The sequence below is a fragment of the Rhodoferax sp. TH121 genome (assembly GCF_002251855.1).
Taxonomy (GTDB): Bacteria; Pseudomonadota; Gammaproteobacteria; order Burkholderiales; family Burkholderiaceae_C; genus Allorhodoferax.
Map to the genome: position 1 here is coordinate 723272 of NZ_NOXW01000020.1, position 20669 is coordinate 743940.

Here is a 20669-nt window from a genome sequence, read left to right on the forward strand (position 1 = left end):
AGCAGAGCGAAATGAATACAACCAAAGGTCGAAATGTAGTGGTCGTGGGCACCCAGTGGGGCGACGAAGGCAAGGGCAAGCTGGTCGATTGGCTTACCGAAAGCGCCCAGGGCGTGGTGCGCTTCCAGGGGGGCCATAACGCCGGACACACACTGGTCATCAACGGCAAGAAGACCGCCCTGCACCTGATCCCCAGCGGTATCATGCGCCCCGGTGTGAAGTGCTACATCGGCAACGGTGTGGTGCTATCCGCCGCCAAGCTGTTTGAAGAAATCGAAGGCTTGGAGAAAGTTGGCGTTGAGTTGCGTTCGCGCCTGCGCATCTCCGAGGCCTGCCCGCTGATTTTGCCGTTCCACGCCGCACTGGACGTGGCCCGCGAAGCCTTCCGTGAAAAGGGCGGCACCGCCAAGATCGGCACCACTGGCCGCGGCATTGGCCCCGCCTACGAAGACAAGATCGCCCGCCGTGCCCTGCGTGTGCAGGACCTGAAATACCCCGAGCGCTTTGCCGCCAAGTTGCGCGAACTGCTGGACCTGCACAACCATGTGCTGACCAGCTACCTGGGCTCGGCTGCGTTTGACTTCGGCCCCACGCTGGCACCTTACATGAAGGACGGCCAAGTGCAGTTCGACCCGGTGTACGCCGAAGCCATGCGCCACGCCGAACTGCTCAAGCCCATGATGGCCGATGTGTCGCGCGAATTGAACGACGCACACGCCCACGGTGCCAACCTGCTGTTTGAAGGCGCACAGGGCACGCTCTTGGACGTGGACCATGGCACGTACCCGTATGTGACGTCCAGCAACTGTGTAGCCGGCAACGCCGCTGCGGGCGCGGGTGTGGGCCCAGGCATGCTGCACTACATCCTGGGCATCACCAAGGCCTACTGCACCCGTGTGGGCGGCGGGCCGTTCCCCACCGAGTTGGACTGGGAAAAGGAGGGGACACCCGGTTACCACATGAGCACCGTGGGTGCCGAGAAGGGCGTGACCACCGGCCGTTCGCGCCGCTGCGGCTGGTTTGACGCCGCGCTGCTCAAGCGCTCGGCGCAGGTGAATGGCTTGTCCGGCCTGTGCATCACCAAGCTGGACGTGCTAGATGGCCTCAAAGAGTTGCAGCTGTGCACCGGCTACGAGCTGGATGGCGAAGTGGTGGACATTTTGCCAATGGGCGCGGACGACATTGCGCGCTGCAAGCCCATCTACGAAACCCTGGAGGGCTGGAGCGACAGCACCGTGGGCGTGACCCAGTACGACAAGCTGCCCGTGGCCGCGCGCCTGTACCTGCAGCGCATCGAACAGGTCACCGGCGTGCCCATCCACATGGTGTCCACCAGCCCCGACCGCGACCACACCATCATGATGCGCCACCCCTATCTGGCCGATTGATGCTCCTTTTTTAAGTCAAATAGCCCTCTAGCCCCCGTAAATACTGCGCAAGCAGCTATAAATTTAGGAGTATTCTGATGTTGACAGAAGACGGCAAGCACCTCTATGTGAGCTACGACGAGTACCACAACCTGATCGAAAAACTCGCCATCAAGGTGTTTCAGTCGGGTTGGGAGTTCGACACCATCCTGTGCCTGGCCCGTGGTGGCATGCGGCCTGGCGACATCCTGTCGCGCGTGTTCGACAAGCCCTTGGCCATCATGTCCACCAGCTCATACCGTGCCGAAGCCGGCACGCAACAAGGCAATCTGGACATTGCGCGCTTCATCACCACCCCCAAGGGTGAGATCGCTGGGCGTGTGCTGCTGGTCGATGACCTGGCTGACTCTGGCCACACGCTCAATGCGGTGATCAACCAGCTCAAGAACAATTACAAGCCCATCACCGAGCTGCGTAGCGCCGTGATCTGGACCAAGGCGGTTTCGGTGTTCACACCGGACTACTCGGTTGAATTCCTGCCCACCAACCCCTGGATTCACCAGCCTTTTGAGGGCTATGACTCGCTGCGTCCGCAGCAATTGATCCAGAAATGGAGCGTGTAGAGCCCCCACGCTCTACCGCTGCGCGGGTCGCTGCCCCCCACGGGGGCTAATTTTGCTTGGGGCGGCCCGGCGCAAAATTGTCTTTTTCTCCGAGAGCTTTTCCCATGACCCAGCAGATCACCGATCTGATCCACCACCCCTACGTTCCCCCCGAGGGCTTTGAAGCGCCGCAGCCCGGCGTTTTCAAGGCTTCGACCGTGTTCTTTCCGACTGTGGCCGCCATGCGCAGCCGTGAGTGGAAAGACAAGTCCGCCTACACCTACGGCCTGCACGGCACACCGACCAGCTACGCGCTGGAAGAACGTTTGGCCACGCTCGAAGGTGGCAGGCAGTGTTTGCTGGTGCCCAGCGGTTTGGCTGCGTTGGGTCTGGTGGCTTTGTCCCTGCTCAAGAGCGGTGATGAAGTGCTGTTGCCCGACAACGTGTATGGCCCCAACAAGTCGTTGGTCGAGGGCGAGTTGATGGGCTGGGGCATCACGCACCAGTACTACAACCCCATGGACCCCGAGGACCTAGAGGCACAAATCTCCAGCCGCACCAAGCTGGTCTGGCTGGAAGCAGCTGGCTCCGTGTCGCTGGAGTTTCCCAATCTGGTGGAGATGGTGCGCATTTGCCAGCGCCGCAAAGTGCTGACCGCGCTGGACAACACCTGGGGCGCAGGCCTGGCCTTTTGTCCGTTTGACCTCGTACCAGGCGCCAGCCCGGCCGTGGGTGTCGATGTCTCCGCCCACGCGCTGACCAAATACCCTAGCGGCGGCGGTGATGTCCTGATGGGTAGCGTCATCACGCGCGACGCTGGCTTGCATCTCAAACTCAAGCTCACCCACATGCGCTTTGGCATTGGTGTGGGCATGAACGATGTGGAACTGGTGCTGCGCTCCCTGCCCAGCATCGCCTTGCGCTACCGCGCCCACGACGCAACCACCCGCGCTTTGGCGACCTGGGCGCAGACGCAGCCTGAGTTTGTGCAGGTGCTACATCCGGCGCTTGAAGAGTCTCCCGGCCACGCGCACTGGAAGGCCCTGTGCGGTGGTGCCGAGGGCACGGCAGCCGGCTTGTTCAGCGTCATTCTGGACCAGCGCTTCACCCAGGCGCAGACCGATGCGTTCTGCGACGCCCTCAAGCTCTTCCGCCTGGGTTACAGCTGGGGCGGGCCCATCAGCTTGGTGGTGCCTTACGAGCTGGAAACCATGCGCAGCGGTTGGCCAGCGCATTTGCTGCCCGGCACCTTGGTACGTTTTTCCATTGGCCTGGAAGACGTGGCCGACCTGCAGGCCGACATTGCGCAAGCGCTGAACGTGCTGCGCTGAGCCAACCAGGCGCAGCTGCCGGGTGTTCGCCTGGCATCTGCGTGTTTTCCTCAGTAGGCAAGGGGCCGCAGCGTCTTTAAGCTGTGGCCATGCAGCCCTCGCCCCCCCCAGAGTCTCCCGAGCAAAGTCTCCCCGTGATGGCACAGCCGTATGTGCCACCGCCTTCCGACGCACCGCGCAAGACCATTGTTGCGCTGGGCTGGGTGCAGCCTTTTGTCTGGCTGCGCAAGGGCGGAGCGGACCTGATGGCGCACCCCGGCATCGCCGCCTTTTACGGCGTGGCCTTTTGCACCATGGCCATCGTGCTGGCCGCAGTGTTTCGCTCCAAGCCTGAATACACCATGTCGATCGCCTCAGGCTGCCTGCTGGTGGGGCCGTTTTTGGCCATGGGCCTGTACGAGGTGAGTCGTCGGCGAGAACTGGGCATTGCGCCGGAACTCGGGGCGTCGGTCACCTGCTGGGACCGCCACCTGGGCAGCATGGGCCTGCTGGTCTTGGTGCTGGTGGTGCTGGAGCTGCTGTGGGGCAGGGCGTCACTGGTGGTGTTTGCCGTGTTCTTCAACACCGGCATGCCATCCACCACCGGGGTGCTGGAGGCGGTATTCAACCCGCAGAATTGGGAATTTGTGGCTGCCTATGCGGCAGTGGGTGGCGCGTTTGCCATGTTGGTCTTCTCCACGGCGGTGGTCTCCATCCCCATGATTCTGGACCGCGATACCGATGCCATCTCCGCCGCCATCACCAGCCTGGAGGTGGTGTTCCACAACACCGGCGTAATGGTGCTGTGGGGGCTGTTGCTCACCGCGTTGGTGGTGTTGGCCATGTTGCTGCCCTGGAGTCTGGGCTTGGTGGTGGTGGGGCCTTGGCTCGGCCACGCCAGTTGGCACGCCTACCGTGGCGCCGTGCAATGGCCCGGGGATGTTACAGTGGCTTCCACACATTGAAAGAACACCTTGGCAACACCCAATTACGGTTACGAAAAACGTCAGAAAGAACTGGCCAAAAAGAAGAAGAAAGAAGACAAGCTCAAGAGCAAAGCCGAGCGCAAGCAGCTCGGCGAGATGCCCGAGTCCGAGGGCACTGACGAAGCATCCGACTCCCCTGCGCCTGACGCTGCGGGCAGCGACAACACCTGAGGCCGCGCCTCAGACTCCCCCAACTGTTTACGCCTGGCGCTTTTAGTGCGCCAACAAGGCCTTGGCCACCGCTTGCATCGCTTGCGGTGAGCGCTCTGTTGCCTCAATGCTGCGGGCCGTGCCGAAATGCCGAAAGTTGTTCTGCATGGACTTGAGGTAACTCGGGTCGTAGTGCTGGGTCAGCAGGTCTTGCACCACGGGGCGGAAGTCGCCAGCCGCCACCAGGTCTTTCCAGCCTTGCACCACCACCTTGCCACGGAAGTCGGCCATCACGTCCAGCCGTTGGCAAAAGTAGGCCGTGTCCTGCACCAGGTGGTGGTAATCCTCCAGCAGCAGCGCGATGCGCTCTGCCGTGGGCAGGCTCAGCTGGATACAGGGGCTGTTGTGCATGCGCTCCACCAGCGCTGTTGGCAGGGTCAGGTTGCCAATCTTTTTGCTTTCGCTCTCCACATACACGGGCTGGCTGGCGTCGAACTTGCGTAGGGCGTCCCACACCAGCGTGTCAAAGCGTTTTTGGGTGGGCTGTGGCAGGCCAGGTACGGCGCCCAAGAGGGAGCTGCGGTGGTTGGCCAGGCCTTCCAGGTCCAGCACCTGCGCGCCCTCGGCCGCCAGGGCGTGCAACAGGCGGGTTTTGCCACAGCCCGTGGTACCGCATACCACCTCAAACTGCAGGCGCTGGGCCTGCAGCACGGTGTCCTCCAGCATGGCGGCGCGAAAGGCCTTGTAGCCGCCTTCCACCAGCGTGACCTTGAAACCAATCTGGTCCAGCACCAAGCTGAGCGAGCCGCTGCGCTGGCCGCCGCGCCAGCAGTAGGTCAGCGGCGCCCAGTGTTTGGGTTTGTCCAGCGCGTGGGCTTCGATGTTGCCGGCGATGTTGCGTGCCGCCAGGATGCCGCCCAGTTTGCGCGCCTCAAACGGGCTGACCTGCTTGTACATGGTGCCCACAGTCACGCGCTCGTCATCGTGCAGCGTGGGCCAGTTTTGCGCACCGGGGAGGTGGTCCAGCGCATATTCACCCTCGCTGCGCGCATCAATCACCGCGTCAAACTGATCCAGTTGGGCCAGTGCCTGGGCGGCCGGCATCAATTTCAAACTCATGAGGGCCTAGCGCAGCAGCGCGCGCACGGCGGGCCACATGGTGTTCAGGATGGTCGGGTGCGCCGACTCGTTGGGGTGGATGCGGTCGGCCTGGAACAGTTTGGCCGCGTTGGATACGTCCGCCACGCCCTTCAGCAAAAACGGCACCAAGGCGGCCTTGTTGGCCTTGGCCACGGTGGCGAAGGTGTCGCTGAAGCGCTTGGTGTAGTCCTGCCCGTAGTTGGGTGGCACCTGCATGCCTGCCAGCAATACCTTGGCACCGGCGGCCTGGGCGGCCTGGGTCATGGCTTGCAGGTTGTCTTGCGTCATGGCCAGTGGCAGGCCGCGCAAGGCGTCGTTGCCGCCCAGTTCAATCACCACCACTGTAGGCTTGTGCTGGGCCAGCAGTGCGGGCAAGCGGGAGCGGCCACCCGAGGTGGTGTCGCCGCTGATGCTGGCGTTCACCACCTTAGTTTGCGGGCTCTCCTTGGCCAGGCGTTGCTCCATGAGCGCCACCCAGCCGGTGCCGCGCTTGAGGCCGTATTCGGCACTGAGCGAGTCGCCCACCACCAAAATGGTGTGTGGCTTGGCCTGCGCCAGAGAAGCCCCTGCAAATCCCGCCAAAATAAGCAGCGCGATACAGTGTCGTCGAACTACAGAGAGCCCCATGTCTGATTCCATCATTTCGGTTGACCATGTTTTCAAGGCGGTGACTGATTCCACCGGCACGCTGGAGATCCTGCGCGACATTGATTTTGCACTCAAAGCCCGCGAGACCGCGGCCATCGTCGGAGCATCCGGGTCTGGCAAGAGCACATTGCTCTCTATCATCGCCGGGCTAGACACCCCCACCAGTGGCACCGTGCGCCTAGCCGGGCACGACATATTTGCCATCGACGAAGACGCCCGCGCCGCGCTTCGCGCCAAGCAGGTGGGTTTTGTGTTTCAGAGTTTTCAGCTGCTGGGCAACCTCACGGCGCTAGAAAATGTGATGCTGCCGCTGGAACTGGATGGCCGCAAAGACGCCCGCAGCGCCGCCACCGAGATGTTGGCCCGCGTGGGCTTGTCGCAGCGCCTCAATTCGTACCCCAAGGTGCTGAGCGGTGGCGAGCAGCAGCGCGTGGCGCTGGCGCGTGCCTTTGTGGTGAAGCCTGCCGTGCTGCTGGCCGACGAACCCACCGGCAGCCTGGACTTCGCCACCGGCGAAAAAATCATGGAGCTGATGTTTGACCTGAACCGCGAACAGGGAACGACCCTGGTGCTGGTCACCCACGACCGCGGCATTGCCGCCCGCTGCGACCGCCGCATCACCATCGAGGCGGGCAGGGTGGTCGCAGAGCCGGTGGCTGAGGTTTAAGCCATTTTGGCCTCTAGAGCCCGTGGATATTGCGCGAACAGCTCCTGAAAACGTAGCAAACATGGTGCCTTTGTGACCTGGAATGGTGTGCGCAAGTACCTGCAAACCGCTTGGCGCTGGCAGCGTGGCCGCCAAGGAACGGGCTACGACAAGATGCTGCTGCTCACCGCACGCTGGCCGCTGCCCTTTGACAGCTATTTGATCCGCTACCCCGAGGGCTCGGAGATCCCGCCGCACACCGACCCGGTGCAAGCCGGGCGCCACTACCGGCTCAACATCGTGCTCAAGTCGTCCCCATCGGGGGGCGAGTTTGTCTGTGCCACGCCCATCTACGCCAGCCGCCGCATCAAGCTGTTTCGCCCCGATGCCTGCGAGCACAGTGTGACCCGGGTGGTGGGTGGCAGCCGTTATGTGTTGTCGGTGGGCTGGGTGCGCAAGGCGTAGGCCCGATAATCGGGGTATGTCATCCCCCAAAGTGCTATTCGGCTTTCACGCCGTGGGCGTGCGCCTGAAGACCGCCCCCAAATCCATCATTGAAATCTTTTACGAGCCCACGCGCCGCGACGCGCGCATGCGCCAGTTTCTGGAAAAGGTCGCAGAAGCGGGCATTCGCGTGGTCGAAGCCGACGGCATGCGCCTGGCCAAGATTGCTGGTAGCCACGGCCACCAGGGCGTGGCCGCCCGCGTGCAAGAGATCAAACAAGTCCATTCGCTGGACGAGCTGCTGGAAAACCTGGAAGCCGCCAACGCGGACCTGCCAGTGGCTGAACGCACCAACCCGCTGATCCTGGTGCTGGACGGCGTGACCGACCCGCACAACCTGGGTGCCTGCCTGCGTGTGGCCGATGGTGCGGGCGCCCATTGCGTCATCGCGCCCAAAGACCACGCAGCCGGCATCAACGCCACCGTGGCCAAGGTGGCCAGCGGCGCGGCCGAGACCGTGCCGTACTTCATGGTGACCAACCTGGCGCGCACGCTCAATGAGCTGAAAGAACGCAACATCTGGATCATCGGCACCAGCGATCAGGCCACTGGCACGCTGTACCAGGCCGACCTCAAAGGCCCCGTGGCCCTGGTACTGGGTGCCGAGGGCGATGGCATGCGCCAGCTCACCGCCAAGACCTGCGACCAGCTCGTCAGCATTCCCATGCAAGGCGCGGTGGAAAGCCTGAACGTCTCGGTAGCCAGCGGCGTCTGCCTGTACGAGGCGCTGCGCCAGCGCACCGCAGTCGCTAAATAAGGAATCGCCCAGGAAGTGCCATGATTGCTATGAAATCAGGAGCTTTTCGCGCAATATTGGTGGGCCTCATGGCCACTTTTTTATTAATGGGCTGCACCCAGGAGCAGCAAAACAAGATCAGCCGCGACATCCAGAACTGGACCGGCACTGACGGCGTGCTGGAGTTTTATGCGGGCGACAAGCTGGTGCGCCGCTTCCTCAAGATCGACAAACTCAGCACCGCCATGGGTACCGACGACGGCAAACCGCGCAACTACCGCTTTGGCTACGGCGTGCTGGACGAAAACCTGAACATGCAGGCCGACCCCGGCGAGAAGAAGGTCTACTTCGAGATCAGCGATTTCGGCTCGAACTACATCTTCTTCGAGAACCCGCGCTAAACGGCCCCGCCATGCCCGCATCCACCGCGCCCCTGAAATTGGCCGCCGTGGCCTGCGTGCTTTTGTTTGTTGGGCTGGGCGCGTACCTGGCCCCGCTACAACCCAGCGTGGTGGCACTGCAGCTCACCTTCACGCCTGAAGCCTTTGCCCGAGTGCTGCAAGCCTGGGGCCCCGAAGGCGTGCAGCGCTTTCGCAACCACTTGGTCGTGGACGGGCTCCTGATGCTGAGTTACGGCGCAGCAGGTTATTTGGCCGTGGTACGCACCCATTTTTTTGAACCCCTGGCGAATAGGCTACCCCTGCGCTGGGTAGCTCTGCTGTTGCCAGTGGCGGCGGTGTGTGATGCGGGGGAGAACCTGCTGCACTGGGAGCTGACGGGTATCGACGCGTTGGCTGCGCCTGCGGTCGCCGCTTGGTACTTGGCAGCGGGGCTTTGCGCGGCGTTCAAATGGGTCGGTATTGGGGTGTTTGCATTGGCCGCATTGATCGCGCGGTTGCGGCGCTAGTTGGACTTTGAGTTAGCAGATCTCCATTGGCTGATTGCGACCCAAAACGGAAATCAGTCGGTTCATACTGATTGCTTGACAGCAGTCATTCTCCTCCGGCCCATTATGGTGGATCGATTGACGGCCGGTATGGGGCGGAATTGGTACGAGAATAAGTTGACGCTGGGGTCTCCAGGACTTTTCCTATGCGCCTAGTCCGAAGATTGCCCAGACAGCGGTATCTGGCGTGTGGTTCACGAAGCAGTGTGACTCACCCTTGGCGGAAAATTGCAGATCACCAGTAGAAAACCCAACACGCACCGTCCCGCGCACGAACTCACCTTGTCCGGTCACGACAACATAGACCGCGTCGCGATCATGCGGGGATTGTGGATCCGGATCCGGTGGACGGTACCAATGCGCTTCAAGACCGGAGGTGTTCAGCACCTGTTTGCTCAGTCGGTCATCTGGCACCGGCAGCGCGTCGCCCTGAGCAGTGGTCACGCGAGTGGGCATAGGCGGCGTGTTCATATCAGCTTTCGGTGCTGGACAAAGCTGCTCTTGTCGGCGATCTTGTCGTAGAGGTGCATGGCATCGGTGTTGGTCTCGTGCGTAAGCCAATGCACGCGGCTTGCTCCTTTCGCCTCGGCTGTGGCATAAACATAATCAATCAGAGCCCGTCCCATGCCCTTACCACGCTGCTCTGGCGAAGCAAACAGGTCTTGTAGGTATACGTAATCTCCCGCTGTCCAGCAACTACGGTGAAAGATGTAATGGACCATGCCGACCAGCATACCGTCTTGCTCGGCCACGGCGCAGTGCATGGGTTCTGCGGGATCGAGAAATCGGGCCTAAGTTGTCTGATTGACAGCCTCAGTGAGGCTCAACTTGTAAAAGGTTTTGTAACCCTGCCACAAGGGAAGCCACTGCGCATAGTCTTGTTCTGTTGCAATACGAATGTCCATGGTTTTTCGTTCAGAGTAGGTCGAGTGGACTTACTGTCGTGCTGTCGGAAGGCCAGTGGGAACGCGAGATACCAGCCTCTGGCGGATGTTTACCAATGACATGCATTGCGTGCCATCCGGCTCAAAATTGTCTTCCGAGAGCCAGGTTTCCAATGCGGCTTTGATGACGGGCCACTCACTATTAATGATGGAGAACCACGCAGTGTCGCGTGAACGGCTCTTGTAGATCACTGCTTGACGGAAGATGCCCTCAAACGTGAAACCGAGACGCAGTGCTGCGCTGCGCGAAGGTGCGTTGAAGCTGTCGCACTTCCACTCATAACGGCGGTAGCCGAGTGTCTCGAACACATGCTTCATCAACATGTATTGCACTTCAGTGGCGGCTGGAGTCCGTTGCAACAGGGGCGAGTAATAGACGTTGCCAACTTCCACCACGCCAAAGTTTGGATCAACACGCATCAAGGTGAGGTAACCCACGGCAGACTGGGTCTTACTGTCAACGATGGCAAAGAACAGAGGGTCTCGGCTTGATTGTATGGATTCCAGATATGCCATTAGAGCCCCCATTGTGGCGAAGGGTTCACTGAAGAGGTACGTCCAGTCGCGATCATCAGGAGCGGTCGAGAGGGCGGCAAACAGTTCGGGACCATGGCGCTTTGCGTTGATAGGCTCAAGGCGGCAGAACTGCCCTTGCAGGGTGGTGGGTGTTGGTGCCTGACGGGGCGTCCATTGGAGTAATGGATCACCGATCGGCTGGTTGAATTCATTGAGGCGTGGCATGGTTTGGAAGCTCTTGCGGAAGTGAGAAGAGCACACTGTAAGCACATCATGGCCTGATATAAAGTGCCAATAACAATGATTCTTATAGTGCCACGAACCATGAACTCTCAGCCTTCACTGTTGGAAGCGCCTCTCGACAAAAGTAGCACCGAGCCTTTGCAGCGACAACTATGTGCTCGCATCAAGAGTGCCATCGTGGACGGGCGCCTACCTGCGGGTGTGCGCTTGCCGGCCACACGGGTGCTCGCACAAACTCTAGCCATATCTCGCAATACTGTCAGCATTGCATATGAACAGTTACTGACTGAAGGCTATGTGTTGTCCGATCGCCAAGGCACGGTAGTCGCAACGCTACGCCCTTCTGTGTTCCCACACGCGCGTCGTCATGACCTGCCCCGCAGCGAGGCACTACTTTCCCATCCAAATCTGGCCGATCGTCTTAAGAGCCTGCGTCCCACAGCATCAGTGGCGGCCGACCTGACCGCTATGCGCCCGGGCGTGCCTGCACTCAACCAGTTTCCGCTGGCGCAATGGCGCAAGGCTTTGGACAACGTTACCCGCACTGACACACCCTACATGCTCAATTACGGTGACCCGTTGGGGCAAAGTGCACTGCGCTCTGCGATTGCCGAACATTTGGCGCTTACTCGGGGCGTGCACTGTGAAGCAGCGCAGGTGGTCATAACCGAAGGAGCGCAAGAAGCACTGGCGTTGTGCGTGCGCTTGCTTACCAATCCGGGTGACACGGTTTGGATGGAGGACCCTGGCTATCGGGGTGCTAAGTCCGCTTTCTACGCTGGTGATGTTCGCGTACGTCCCATGCGACTGGACACTGAGGGCTTGCAGTTCACCAGCAGTGACTGGCGCAATCACACGCCGCGGGTGGTCTACACAACGCCATCGCATCAATACCCTCTGGGCAACGTGATGTCGGTGGCGCGCAGACTTGCGCTGATAGCAGCAGCGCAAGCGCACAACGCATGGATTATTGAAGACGACTACGACAGCGAGTTTCGGTTGGAGGGCGCACCCATAGGTGCCATGCAAGGTCTGGTGGATGACGCCCCAGTGCTATACGTGGGCACGTTTTCGAAAACTATGTTCCCCGCCTTGCGCTTAGGATTTTTGGTCTTACCCACCCGATTGCTCGCAAGGTTGGAATCGCCTTTGCGCGAACTGCTTCGCGGTGGCCACAGCCACGAACAGTTAGCGATGGCGAAGTTCATCACGTCCGGCCAATTTGCCCGCCATCTGGCCCGCATGCGCCGCTTGTACAGAGAGCGCCAGCAAGTCCTTCGGCATGCTCTTACACAACATTTGGGTGTGCCGCACAGTCTAGAGGGCGGACGTTGCGGATTGCATTTTTGCGTACGATTTGATGCGATGTACCCGGATACAGCTGTCGCCGAAGCCGCTCGGCGCTACGGTATGGCGCCGCAAGCCCTGTCTGCCTTCGCGCTCTCAGCCACACCAGAAGACAACGGGCTGGTTTTAGGCTACGGCAACACGCCGATTGAGACCATGGTATCTTTGGTATCTCGCTTGCGACGAATTCTTCACAGTGTCGAATTGAAGCCAAATTTCACTGGCTAGAAGCACGCAACCACACGGGAATTGAGCCGTCATCGTCCCCAAACACGTCCCAGATGCTGCCGTGCGGGGCCGATTTCGCAGCGGCCACCAACGTCTTCGCGAGTTCGCGCCGGGCAATGGTTCGCTTCATGTCTAGACGGTGCGTCGCCGGGGTGACTGCGATTGCACGTGCCTGACCCATGGTGTCATCCGCGTTGACCAGCCTTGCCGCTCTCACAATGACGTAAGGCAGTCCACTTTGAGCCAGCGCGGCTTCGCGATCCACCACGTTTTTCTGCATTCCTCGCTTGGCAAGGTTGAGCAAATGCCAGACCCATGAAGGCTTGTCCGGTCCAATCACGGACAGCAGCACGATCTTGGGATGTTTGGTTTGTTTTTTGGCTGCATGGATTGAATTCATGAATCCGTCGAACATCAAGGATCGAACTTCCTGCCGGGATGCAAACCGCTTGTGAATGTCCGCCGTAAAGAAGACAGCATCGAAGTCTCCATCCAACGCTCGTGCTATGGCATTTGGTTCGGTCACATCGGCGCTGTACGGCTCGATAAATTCTGTTGCGGGTAGCGGCCGCCGAGAGATTGCTCGAACGTGCTGCCCACGGCTAGCAAGAAGGCGGACGATCTCCAGCCCAGTCCCACTGCTGGCGCCAATCACTGCAAATTTCTTCATTGAGATGCCTTTGGTATCGTTTAGTCTTTCTGGGTGTTCAGGCAACTTGCTGTAGCACTTTGACTGCAGCAGTGTGCAAACCTGGTGCGGCGGCAACAAAATCGGAGCTGGCCAGCGTCCACGGCGCGCCATGCCAGTCCGTCACTACGCCACCGGCCTCGCGCACCAGAAGCGCTCCAGCTACCAGACCTGAGAGAACGTTGCTGGATTGCCAAAAAGCGTCCAGACGTCCAGTCGCCACGTGCACCAGTTGCATGGTGGCGGGTACTGCTGTTTTGACCAATAAGGCCTGTTCCAGCATGGCTGCCATTGAACGGGCCAGACGAGCCCGTGTAGACGTATCTTCATCTGGTGTGGCTTGACCTGTGCTAACGAGCGCCGCTCGTAAATCTTGTTTGCAGGATGTTTGCAGTGGCTGGCCATTCAGAAAGGCTCCATGACCGCGCAGCGCGGTGTAGACCCTGAAGGTCAATGGCTCGTCCACCACCGTTAGTACGACTTCGTTATCACGCACCAAAGTGGCGGTCACACTCCAGTCGCCCATGCCATGGATGTGGTTTACGTTGCCCTCCACCGGGTCCACTACCCACCATTCGCCAACCGGCAGAGGTCCTGTGGCTTTCTCATCCTCCAGCCAGTTGGCCTTGGGGCGGATCGCCTGCAGCAATTGACGCAAATGGCCTGTGGCCGCCTCGTCATTGGCATCGATCATCGCAAGCAGACTGGGCAAGTCTGCTGGGCGAGCACTGGCGTCAAAACGCTGGAGAAGGACCTGCCCCGTCTGGTGGACGGCTTGCGCCGTCTGCGCCAGCAGTAGAGCGTCTTCAGAATGGGAGAGAGGCTTGTTCATAAATTTGTCCTTGCGCTGTGATTGCGATACCTCAATAATATGAGCCATCGCTCATTATTGAAACTCGCATTTATGCCAAACACCCAGCACCGGGCCGCAACTGCCTTGGCCCCTCGGAAAAAGCCATTGCAGGCACGATCTGCGGCGACCGTGCAAGCCATCTTGGAGGCCGCCGCTCACATTCTGGACACAGATGGCTTGACGGCTTGCTCCACCAACGCAGTGGCATTGAAGGCTGGCGTCAGCATCGGCTCTCTGTACCAATACTTCCCTTCCCGCGATGCCATCACCAAGGCGCTAATCCTGGCACAAACAACTGCGTTACTCGAACAGGTGGAAGCCATTGACACCCGCCAGGGGGGCCGAGCCGCAATGCGGCAGTTAGTGGGGGTTGCCATCGCACAGCAGCTCGATCGGCCGGCCCTAGCCAGAATTCTGGATGTTGAAGAGCAACGCCTCCCCATCGAACCAGACTTGCAAAGCTACGTTGCCAGGTTGCACGCTGCGATGCGCGGGATCCTGGCGCAACCAGACATGCCACCCGACGCACGGCAGCCCGAAGTCGCTGCCGACGTACTAGCCATCATCCGGGGCCTGGTGGATGCTGCGGGTGGACGTGGCGAGAGCAACTCTGAGTCCTTGGCACGGCGGGTGCTGCGCGCAGTTTTTGGTTATCTGGATGCCGGTGGTGGGTGAGTGATGGCACATTCACTTGACGCACTTCCACTAAGATTCGTTTCTGTTTTAGAGCCCTGTTCGACCCCACGCAGTATTCGACAACGCCCAACCGCCCACCGGTAAGCGGTAATTGGTCACAGGATTGGCGGGTGAATTCAACGCTCGCAGCGCACCGACGTGATCGTGCGCTTGGCGTGGCGGGTCGATGGATGCTCGACGAGTTGCGTCGAAACCTCGTCTCGTGATCCAACGGAACACCGGAAAGCGGCCCCTCGCGAACGCCTGCTCCTGGCCCCAAGCTGCCGTCGACCCATAGAGCAAATCCCTAGAACGGAAAAGTGGCCGCTCAACGCCCGCGTTAGGCGAAATAACCTATCTCCGAGTCAGCGCGCACGTCGGTAGTGCATGGCGACCGCACCGCAGCGCAGCGGCTTCGCCGTAATCAGTTCGAGCTGCCGGGTGCTGGGCAGCCCGCTCTCATACAGAGTAGGGCCGTGACCGGCAATCCTGGGGTGGACGAGGAACTGGTACTCGTCGATCAAATCCAGCCTCTCCAGCTCGGTCGCAAGCTTGCCACTGCCGAGGAGCACGCCGCTAGGGGTCGCGTCTTTGAGTTTTTCTATGCTCCCGCGCAGGTCACCGGCAATGTGGTGGCTGTTGTTCCAAGGGAAGTCCTTTCGCGTGGAGGACACCACGTACTTTGGTTTGGCCTCCAGTTTGACCGCCCATTCGCGCAGGGCTAGTGGTGCTTCCGTATGACCGCGGGCGACAGCGGGCCAGTAGCTCTCCATCATCTCGTAAGTGATGCGCCCCCACAGCATCGCCCCGCTCTCGTCCATAAGCCGGGTGAAAAAGGCGTGTGTCTCGTCGTCGGCAATGCCTTCCTGGTGGTCGATGCAGCCGTCCAGGGTGACGTTGATACTGAAGGTTAAGAGTCCCATGGTGTCCTCCGTTCAAGAGGCGCGATTTTTAATGATCGTTCGCGCCGTTGCCAAAAACCGTTTGGCGCCCCAGCCCTAAATCCACCCCATCCATCCCGCAATTGCCCCCGCACCCAATAGCCACAGCAGGTGAATGCGGGTTTTCCAGACCAGCAGGGTACTCACTGCGGTCACGGCCCACAGGGCCAGGTGGTGGGTGTCGGCCTTGTGGTTGGCGGCCAGGATCCAGCCGGTAGCGACCAGCAGGGCGATGACCAGCGGCGCCATGCCTTGTTTGAAGGCGCGCACGGCGCGCATCTCGCGGTTGCGGTGGCCCCAGCGCGATGCGGTGAAGGTGAGGATGCTGCTGGGCAGCATGATGCCCAGCATGGACAAAAACACGCCCAGCATGGCCAGCGCCACCGCGTACCAGCCTGCGCCCAAGCCGCCTGCAGCGTTGAGGCCAATGGTCCAGCCCAGCAGGGGCACAAACAAGATGTTGGGGCCGGGCGCAGCTTGCGCCAGTGCAATGCTGTTGCTGAACTGTTCTGCGTCCAGCCAGCCTTGCTCCACCACCAAAAAGCGCTGCATGTCAGGCGCAGTGGTGATGGCGCCGCCCACTGCCAGCAGCGAAAGCGACGCAAAGTGCATGAACAGCTCCAGCCACTGGGCTGCGGTCAGGGTGATGCTCATGACGCCTCCTTGTGGGCCGCCAGGCGGCCCAGGCACACATAGGCCCAAGTGCAGCCCAAGCCGCCGATGCCCAGCAGCACCCACAGCAAGGGCACGCGCAGCAGGGCCACGGCCACAAAGGTGGCGGCCATCAGTGCCAGGCAGGCGCCCAGGCCCATTACATTGCTTTTAAGCGCCGGTACCAGGCGCAGCCCGGCCGCGATGATGAGTCCCGCCGCCACGGCGCCCATGCCGCGCAGCGCGCCCTGGGCTTGCGGGTTGTCGGCCACGCCGGCAAAGGCCGCCCCCAGCAACAGCACCAAAACCAGCGGAAAGCTCAGCATGCCGGCCACACCGGCCAGCGCGCCGCGCCAGCCAAAGTAGCGGTCGCCCAGCATGAGCGAGAGGTTGACCACATTGGGGCCGGGCAGGATTTGGGCCACGGCCCAGTCTTCGACAAACTCTTCGGCGGTGAGCCACTGTTTGCGTTCCACCAGCTCCCGCTGGGCCACGGCCAGCACGCCGCCAAAGCCTTGCAGGGCGAGCAGCGAGAAAGAGATGAACAGATCGGTTTTGGAGCGGGGTGCCGGGCGCGGGGCAGGGGGAATGGCGGGTGGGGTGCTGGGTGGCATGCAGGCGGTTTAGGTGGGTTGCCCCACCACAGTGAACTGGGCGCTATTGTCGCGCAGCCATTGTTCTGACCGTGAGCCGTCTTGCTGGCGCGGATGAAAATCCTCGCGCAGGTAGGCGCGCCACTGCGCCCGGTTGCTGGAGATAAAGCCGTCTTTGCCAAACAAGAAGCGGCCCGCACTGCGCCAGGTGCTCCAGCGGAACAAGGCCTTGTCATGCCACAAATTGCGGATGGTCTGGCGCGTCACATCGCTGAAGAACGTGAAGGTGATGTAGCGAAACAGGCGCAAGCGCCACTCGTGGTTGCCGCCAATGGCCTGGTACACGTCAAACGCGGTGCTGCGGTGCTCGCTCTCTTCGGCGCTGTGCCAGAGCCACAGGGTTTTGAGCCGCTCCTCGCTGCCCTCCAGCGCCTCGGGGTGGGCCAGCATCCAGTCGGCAAAGATGGCGGTGAGGTGTTCGGTGGCCGCCGTGGCGCCCACGTGCACACGCACGTCCATGTGCGCACTGGCCTGCATGCGTTTGGCGGCGCGGCGCTCCAGCGTGTTGGTAAAGCCTTGCGATTCCAGGTGCCCGTTGAACAGGCTGTGGATACGGCGGTGGGTGGCCTCTTGGCCCACAAAGCCCTGCACCTCGGCGGCAAAGCGTGCGCGCTGGTCCTCAGGCAGGGTCTTGAGCCCGGCGCGCACAGAGTCCATGAAGTACTGCTCACCCAGCGGAAAACTCATGGACAGGGCGTTGAAGAACGCCGAGCGAAAGGCATCGCCCCCATTCCAACGCACGGCAAAGGGCGTGCTCAGGTCGATCAGCAGTTTGCGAACCACGAGGTCAGTCATCACTGGGCTCCATCCAGGGTAGGTGGCAAGTCTGCCAGCTCGCGCAGCACCCAGGCATTCACATCCGGGTCCAGGCACATTTGCAAATGGCCAATGCCGGGGAACACCGTGGCCGTGATGCCCGGCAGTGTTTGCGGCCGCTGCGGGTAAACAATATTGTCTTGCGGGGTGATGGCAATGCGCAGCAGGCTGCGAACTGCGTCATCCTCCCCCTGGGCCAGTGTTGCCAGCCAGGGGCTGCCCCATAGCATTTGCAGGCCATTGGGCGTGCCGCTGCCTTTGGCAAGCTTGGTGCCCACGTGCGGGGTGCCCAGCGTGAGCACGCGGGCCACACGGTCGGTGCCGTGTTTGCGCATCCAGGCCCGGATGGCCAGGCCGCCCATGCTGTGGCCGACCAGAGCCACCTGGGTTTGCCCGCTGTTGAGCAGCGCGCTGGTCACAGCAGATTCAAGAATGGGGGCGTAGTCATCAATAGACGCAAACACTGGCTCCAGGTCCACCGCAAATACGGCGTGGCCCTGGGCGCGCAATTGGGCGGCCGTGGTGTCCCAAATGCGGTGGTTGCACAGGTAGCCGTGCACCAGCACCACCGGCACCCGCGGGGTGCTGCCGGTGGCGGCCTGGTAGCGGGGCGCACGGCGCTCCCACGGTTGGCGCAGCAAAAATACCACCACACCCGCCACCATTTCACCACCCAGCGCGCGCCACCAGTCGCGCCAGGGCTCAGGTGCGCGGGTGATCAGGGCGGTCAGCACATCAGTCAGCAGCATGGTGGCTACTGGCACCAGCAGCGCCAGCGCCAAGGCAGCCAGCGCCGAGCCCCATAGCCAGTAGCCCACCACGGCACCTGCCAGGGTTTGGACCAGCAAAATACGGCGCAGCAGTTGGGCAAGCATGGGGCGGGGCTCTTTAGTACTGGGGTTGGTGGCGGCGGATGGCCGCCTTCACATCATCCCCCAAAGCAAAGCCCGGGCCAAATTGGGCTGCCAACTCAGCCGCGCGTGCCTCAAAGGCCTCGATGCCCATGCCGTAGATGAATTGCATGGCACCGCCCGTCCAGGCAGGAAAGCCGATGCCGAAGATGGAGCCGATGTTGGCGTCGTGCACGCTGGTGAGCACGCCCTCTGCCAAGCAGCGCGCAGTTTCCACGGCCTGCCGGTAGAGCAGGCGGTCTTTCAGGTCGGTGATGGTCCAGTGGGCATCGGGCTTTTCGAACAGGCCCTTGAGCTCGGGCCAGAGGAATTTCTTGGCGCCTTTCTCAGAAGGGTAATCGTAGAAGCCAGCACCGCCGGCGCGGCCGGGGCGCTTGTGCTGCTTCACCATTTTCTCGACCACGATTTCACCGGGGGTGGCGATGTAGCTTTTGCCCTCGGCTTCAAAGTCTTTTTTGGTCTGGTCCATCACGTGCAGGCTCAGCGTGAGTGCGGTTTCATCCAGCACGGCCAGCGGGCCCACGGGCATGCCACTCTGGATACCGGCGTTCTCGATGGCGGCAGCAGGAATGCCCTCGCCCAGCATGGCCGCGCCTTCCATCACAAAGGTGCCAAATACCCGGCTGGTGAAGAAGCCGCGCGAGTCGTTCACCACAATGGGGAACTTGCCTAAGGCCTGCACATAGTCGTAGGCGCGGGCCACGGTTTCGTCGTCGGTCTCTTGGCCCTTGATGATTTCCACCAACTTCATCTTGTCCACGGGGCTGAAAAAGTGGATGCCGATGAACTTGCTGGCATCGCGGCTGGCCGTGGCCAGCCCGGTGATAGGCAGGGTGGAGGTGTTGGAGGCGAAGAAGCCACCGGGTGCCAGCAAGGGTTCTGCTTCTTGCGTGACCTTGGCCTTGAGTTCCCGGTTTTCAAACACGGCTTCAATGATGAGGTCGCAGCCCTGCAAGTCGGCAACGCTGCCGGTCGGGTGAATCAGGTCGAGGATCTGTTGCTGCGCCTCGGGCTTCATGCGGCCCTTGTCCACGCGACCCTGGGTGATCTTCGCGGTGTAGCTTTTCCCTAGGTCTGCCTTTTCCTGGCTCACGTCTTTGAGCACTGTTGCAATCCCTTTGCTGGCCTGGCTGTAGGCAATGCCAGCACCCATCATGCCGGCGCCCAGCAGGCCCACCTTGGCGGGCTTGAAGCGGGGCACGCCAGCCGGGCGGCTCTGGCCGCTTTTGATGGCGTTGAGGTTGAAGAAGAAGGTGTTGATCATGGCCTTGGCTTGCGAGCCGGACATGAGCTTGGCCAAATGGCGGCTCTCGATGCGCAGAGCCGTTTCAATATCCACCTGCAGGCCTTCCACCATGCAGGCGATGATGGCCTCGGGCGCGGGGTAGAGGCCACGGGTGTTCTTCTTGATGACGGCGGGCGCAATGGGCAGCATCCCGGCGACGGCGGGCGAGGAGGGTAGGCCTCCCGGCACCTTGTAGCCCTTGGCCTCCCAGGCGTGTTGGGCTGTGGGGTTGGCGGCAATCCAGGCCAGTGCCTTGGCTTTCATCTCGGAAGCTGCATCGGGCCCAGGCGCCACCAACTCGTGCACCAAGCCCAGGCCCTTGGCCTCGGCGGGGCTGAACGTTTTGCCCTCCACCAGGTAGGGCTGCGCGCCCATTAGCCCCAGGTGGCGGGTCATCTTGGTCACGCCGCTGGCGCCGGGCAGCAGGCCCAGCGTCACCTCGGGCAGGCCAAACTGGGTTTTCTTGTCATCCACGGCGATGCGGTAGTGGCCCACCAGCGCCACCTCCCAGCCGCCGCCCAGCGCAGTACCGTTGAGCAGGCTCACCACCGGCTTGCCCAGAGTCTCTATGGTGCGGAAGTTCTTCTTCACGCGCTCGATCTCTTCAAAGATGCGCGGCGCGTCGGCCGGCGTCAGGCGCATGGCGGCCTTGAGGTCGGCACCGGCGAAGAAGGTGGTTTTGGCGGAAGCGAGCAGGATGCCGGTGATGCTGTCCTTGTCCTGCAGCACCTGCGCAGCCACGGCATCCATGTCTTCCTGCCACTGCAGGCACATGGTGTTGACGGGGGAGTCGGGCTCGTCGAAGGTGATGGTGGCGATACCGGCGTCCAGGGAATAACGAATGGTTTTCATGGTCGGTGAATGCTATTGAATTAGGAGCTGC

The 20669-nt window shown here is 61.4% G+C and carries 24 protein-coding genes and 1 pseudogene; 12 read left to right on the forward strand and 13 right to left on the reverse strand.

Annotated elements, in window-relative coordinates:
- Positions 1 to 11: 11 nt before the first annotated feature.
- The 5 genes from CHU94_RS09415 to CHU94_RS09435 all read left to right on the forward strand — a co-directional run bounded on the left by CHU94_RS09415 (position 12) and on the right by CHU94_RS09435 (position 4436).
- On the forward strand, positions 12 to 1388 hold the full coding sequence (locus tag CHU94_RS09415) for an adenylosuccinate synthase (protein ID WP_094479026.1): 1377 nt from the start codon (positions 12 to 14) through the stop codon (positions 1386 to 1388).
- A 77-nt stretch (positions 1389 to 1465) separates the two neighbouring features.
- A complete protein-coding gene (locus CHU94_RS09420; RefSeq protein ID WP_094479028.1) occupies positions 1466 to 1990 on the forward strand; it encodes a phosphoribosyltransferase in 525 nt (174 codons plus the stop codon).
- Positions 1991 to 2094: 104 nt separating this feature from the next.
- Positions 2095 to 3300: a PLP-dependent transferase gene (locus CHU94_RS09425; RefSeq protein WP_094479030.1), complete on the forward strand. Its 1206-nt coding sequence runs from the start codon at positions 2095 to 2097 to the stop codon at positions 3298 to 3300.
- 89 nt (positions 3301 to 3389) lie between these two features.
- Positions 3390 to 4244, forward strand: coding sequence for a DUF2189 domain-containing protein (locus CHU94_RS09430; RefSeq protein ID WP_369597394.1), 855 nt, complete (start codon positions 3390 to 3392; stop codon positions 4242 to 4244).
- 9 nt (positions 4245 to 4253) lie between these two features.
- Positions 4254 to 4436 (forward strand): hypothetical protein, encoded by a 183-nt coding sequence (locus CHU94_RS09435; RefSeq protein ID WP_094479032.1) that lies wholly within the window; start codon positions 4254 to 4256, stop codon positions 4434 to 4436.
- Positions 4437 to 4478: 42 nt separating this feature from the next.
- Here CHU94_RS09435 and mnmH read toward each other — a convergent pair whose 3' ends face one another.
- Together mnmH and CHU94_RS09445 are read right to left on the reverse strand one after the other, a co-directional pair.
- Positions 4479 to 5534, reverse strand: a complete 1056-nt coding sequence (gene mnmH / locus CHU94_RS09440) for a tRNA 2-selenouridine(34) synthase MnmH (protein WP_094479034.1) — start codon at positions 5532 to 5534, stop codon at positions 4479 to 4481.
- A 6-nt stretch (positions 5535 to 5540) separates the two neighbouring features.
- Positions 5541 to 6182, reverse strand: a complete 642-nt coding sequence (locus tag CHU94_RS09445; RefSeq protein WP_094479036.1) for an arylesterase — start codon at positions 6180 to 6182, stop codon at positions 5541 to 5543.
- On the opposite strand from CHU94_RS09445, the gene CHU94_RS09450 reads away from it, so the two are divergent.
- The 5 genes from CHU94_RS09450 to CHU94_RS09470 all read left to right on the forward strand — a co-directional run bounded on the left by CHU94_RS09450 (position 6181) and on the right by CHU94_RS09470 (position 8996).
- A complete protein-coding gene (locus CHU94_RS09450) occupies positions 6181 to 6870 on the forward strand; it encodes an ABC transporter ATP-binding protein (protein WP_094479038.1) in 690 nt (229 codons plus the stop codon). The genes CHU94_RS09445 and CHU94_RS09450 overlap by 2 nt on opposite strands.
- 72 nt (positions 6871 to 6942) lie before the next feature.
- Complete coding sequence (locus tag CHU94_RS09455; protein ID WP_176451982.1) at positions 6943 to 7314, forward strand: 2OG-Fe(II) oxygenase; 372 nt, start codon at positions 6943 to 6945, stop codon at positions 7312 to 7314.
- Between the two features lie 16 nt (positions 7315 to 7330).
- Positions 7331 to 8110: a 23S rRNA (guanosine(2251)-2'-O)-methyltransferase RlmB gene (gene rlmB, locus CHU94_RS09460; RefSeq protein WP_094479042.1), complete on the forward strand. Its 780-nt coding sequence runs from the start codon at positions 7331 to 7333 to the stop codon at positions 8108 to 8110.
- Between the two features lie 68 nt (positions 8111 to 8178).
- Positions 8179 to 8490, forward strand: a complete 312-nt coding sequence (locus tag CHU94_RS09465) for a hypothetical protein (RefSeq protein ID WP_255033909.1) — start codon at positions 8179 to 8181, stop codon at positions 8488 to 8490.
- Between the two features lie 11 nt (positions 8491 to 8501).
- Positions 8502 to 8996: a hypothetical protein gene (locus CHU94_RS09470; protein WP_094479046.1), complete on the forward strand. Its 495-nt coding sequence runs from the start codon at positions 8502 to 8504 to the stop codon at positions 8994 to 8996.
- A gap of 183 nt (positions 8997 to 9179) precedes the next feature.
- On the opposite strand, the gene CHU94_RS19055 is transcribed toward CHU94_RS09470, so the two are convergent.
- The 3 genes and pseudogenes from CHU94_RS19055 to CHU94_RS19515 form a co-directional block, all read right to left on the reverse strand.
- The gene (locus tag CHU94_RS19055; protein ID WP_141211433.1) at positions 9180 to 9491 is read right to left on the reverse strand and encodes a cupin domain-containing protein; all 312 of its coding nucleotides are present in this window, start codon (positions 9489 to 9491) and stop codon (positions 9180 to 9182) included.
- A gap of 11 nt (positions 9492 to 9502) precedes the next feature.
- Positions 9503 to 9940, reverse strand: a pseudogene (locus tag CHU94_RS19510) (N-acetyltransferase family protein).
- Positions 9941 to 9970: 30 nt separating this feature from the next.
- Positions 9971 to 10720, reverse strand: coding sequence for a GNAT family N-acetyltransferase (locus CHU94_RS19515; RefSeq protein WP_094479048.1), 750 nt, complete (start codon positions 10718 to 10720; stop codon positions 9971 to 9973).
- Between the two features lie 99 nt (positions 10721 to 10819).
- Here CHU94_RS19515 and CHU94_RS09485 point away from each other — a divergent pair, with 99 nt between their 5' ends.
- Positions 10820 to 12313: a PLP-dependent aminotransferase family protein gene (locus CHU94_RS09485; protein WP_094479050.1), complete on the forward strand. Its 1494-nt coding sequence runs from the start codon at positions 10820 to 10822 to the stop codon at positions 12311 to 12313.
- On the opposite strand, the gene CHU94_RS09490 is transcribed toward CHU94_RS09485, so the two are convergent.
- Together CHU94_RS09490 and CHU94_RS09495 are read right to left on the reverse strand one after the other, a co-directional pair.
- Positions 12303 to 12983 (reverse strand): SDR family oxidoreductase, encoded by a 681-nt coding sequence (locus CHU94_RS09490; RefSeq protein ID WP_176451983.1) that lies wholly within the window; start codon positions 12981 to 12983, stop codon positions 12303 to 12305. The genes CHU94_RS09485 and CHU94_RS09490 overlap by 11 nt on opposite strands.
- 37 nt (positions 12984 to 13020) lie before the next feature.
- The gene (locus CHU94_RS09495) at positions 13021 to 13833 is read right to left on the reverse strand and encodes an inositol monophosphatase family protein (protein WP_094479382.1); all 813 of its coding nucleotides are present in this window, start codon (positions 13831 to 13833) and stop codon (positions 13021 to 13023) included.
- Between the two features lie 150 nt (positions 13834 to 13983).
- On the opposite strand from CHU94_RS09495, the gene CHU94_RS09500 reads away from it, so the two are divergent.
- Positions 13984 to 14529, forward strand: coding sequence for a TetR/AcrR family transcriptional regulator (locus tag CHU94_RS09500; RefSeq protein WP_255033892.1), 546 nt, complete (start codon positions 13984 to 13986; stop codon positions 14527 to 14529).
- Positions 14530 to 14894: 365 nt separating this feature from the next.
- Here the strand turns inward: CHU94_RS09500 and CHU94_RS09505 are convergent, their stop codons facing one another.
- The 6 genes from CHU94_RS09505 to CHU94_RS09530 form a co-directional block, all read right to left on the reverse strand.
- Positions 14895 to 15452: a dihydrofolate reductase family protein gene (locus CHU94_RS09505; protein WP_094479054.1), complete on the reverse strand. Its 558-nt coding sequence runs from the start codon at positions 15450 to 15452 to the stop codon at positions 14895 to 14897.
- 75 nt (positions 15453 to 15527) lie between these two features.
- Positions 15528 to 16124, reverse strand: coding sequence for a chromate transporter (locus CHU94_RS09510; protein ID WP_094479056.1), 597 nt, complete (start codon positions 16122 to 16124; stop codon positions 15528 to 15530).
- Complete coding sequence (locus CHU94_RS09515; protein WP_094479058.1) at positions 16121 to 16735, reverse strand: chromate transporter; 615 nt, start codon at positions 16733 to 16735, stop codon at positions 16121 to 16123. Before CHU94_RS09515 ends, CHU94_RS09510 begins: the two co-directional genes overlap by 4 nt.
- Before the next feature lie 9 nt (positions 16736 to 16744).
- A complete protein-coding gene (locus CHU94_RS09520) occupies positions 16745 to 17569 on the reverse strand; it encodes a metal-dependent hydrolase (RefSeq protein WP_094479060.1) in 825 nt (274 codons plus the stop codon).
- Positions 17569 to 18465 (reverse strand): triacylglycerol lipase, encoded by an 897-nt coding sequence (locus CHU94_RS09525; protein ID WP_094479062.1) that lies wholly within the window; start codon positions 18463 to 18465, stop codon positions 17569 to 17571. Before CHU94_RS09525 ends, CHU94_RS09520 begins: the two co-directional genes overlap by 1 nt.
- 13 nt (positions 18466 to 18478) lie before the next feature.
- Positions 18479 to 20638: a 3-hydroxyacyl-CoA dehydrogenase NAD-binding domain-containing protein gene (locus CHU94_RS09530; RefSeq protein ID WP_094479064.1), complete on the reverse strand. Its 2160-nt coding sequence runs from the start codon at positions 20636 to 20638 to the stop codon at positions 18479 to 18481.
- Positions 20639 to 20669 lie beyond the last annotated feature (31 nt).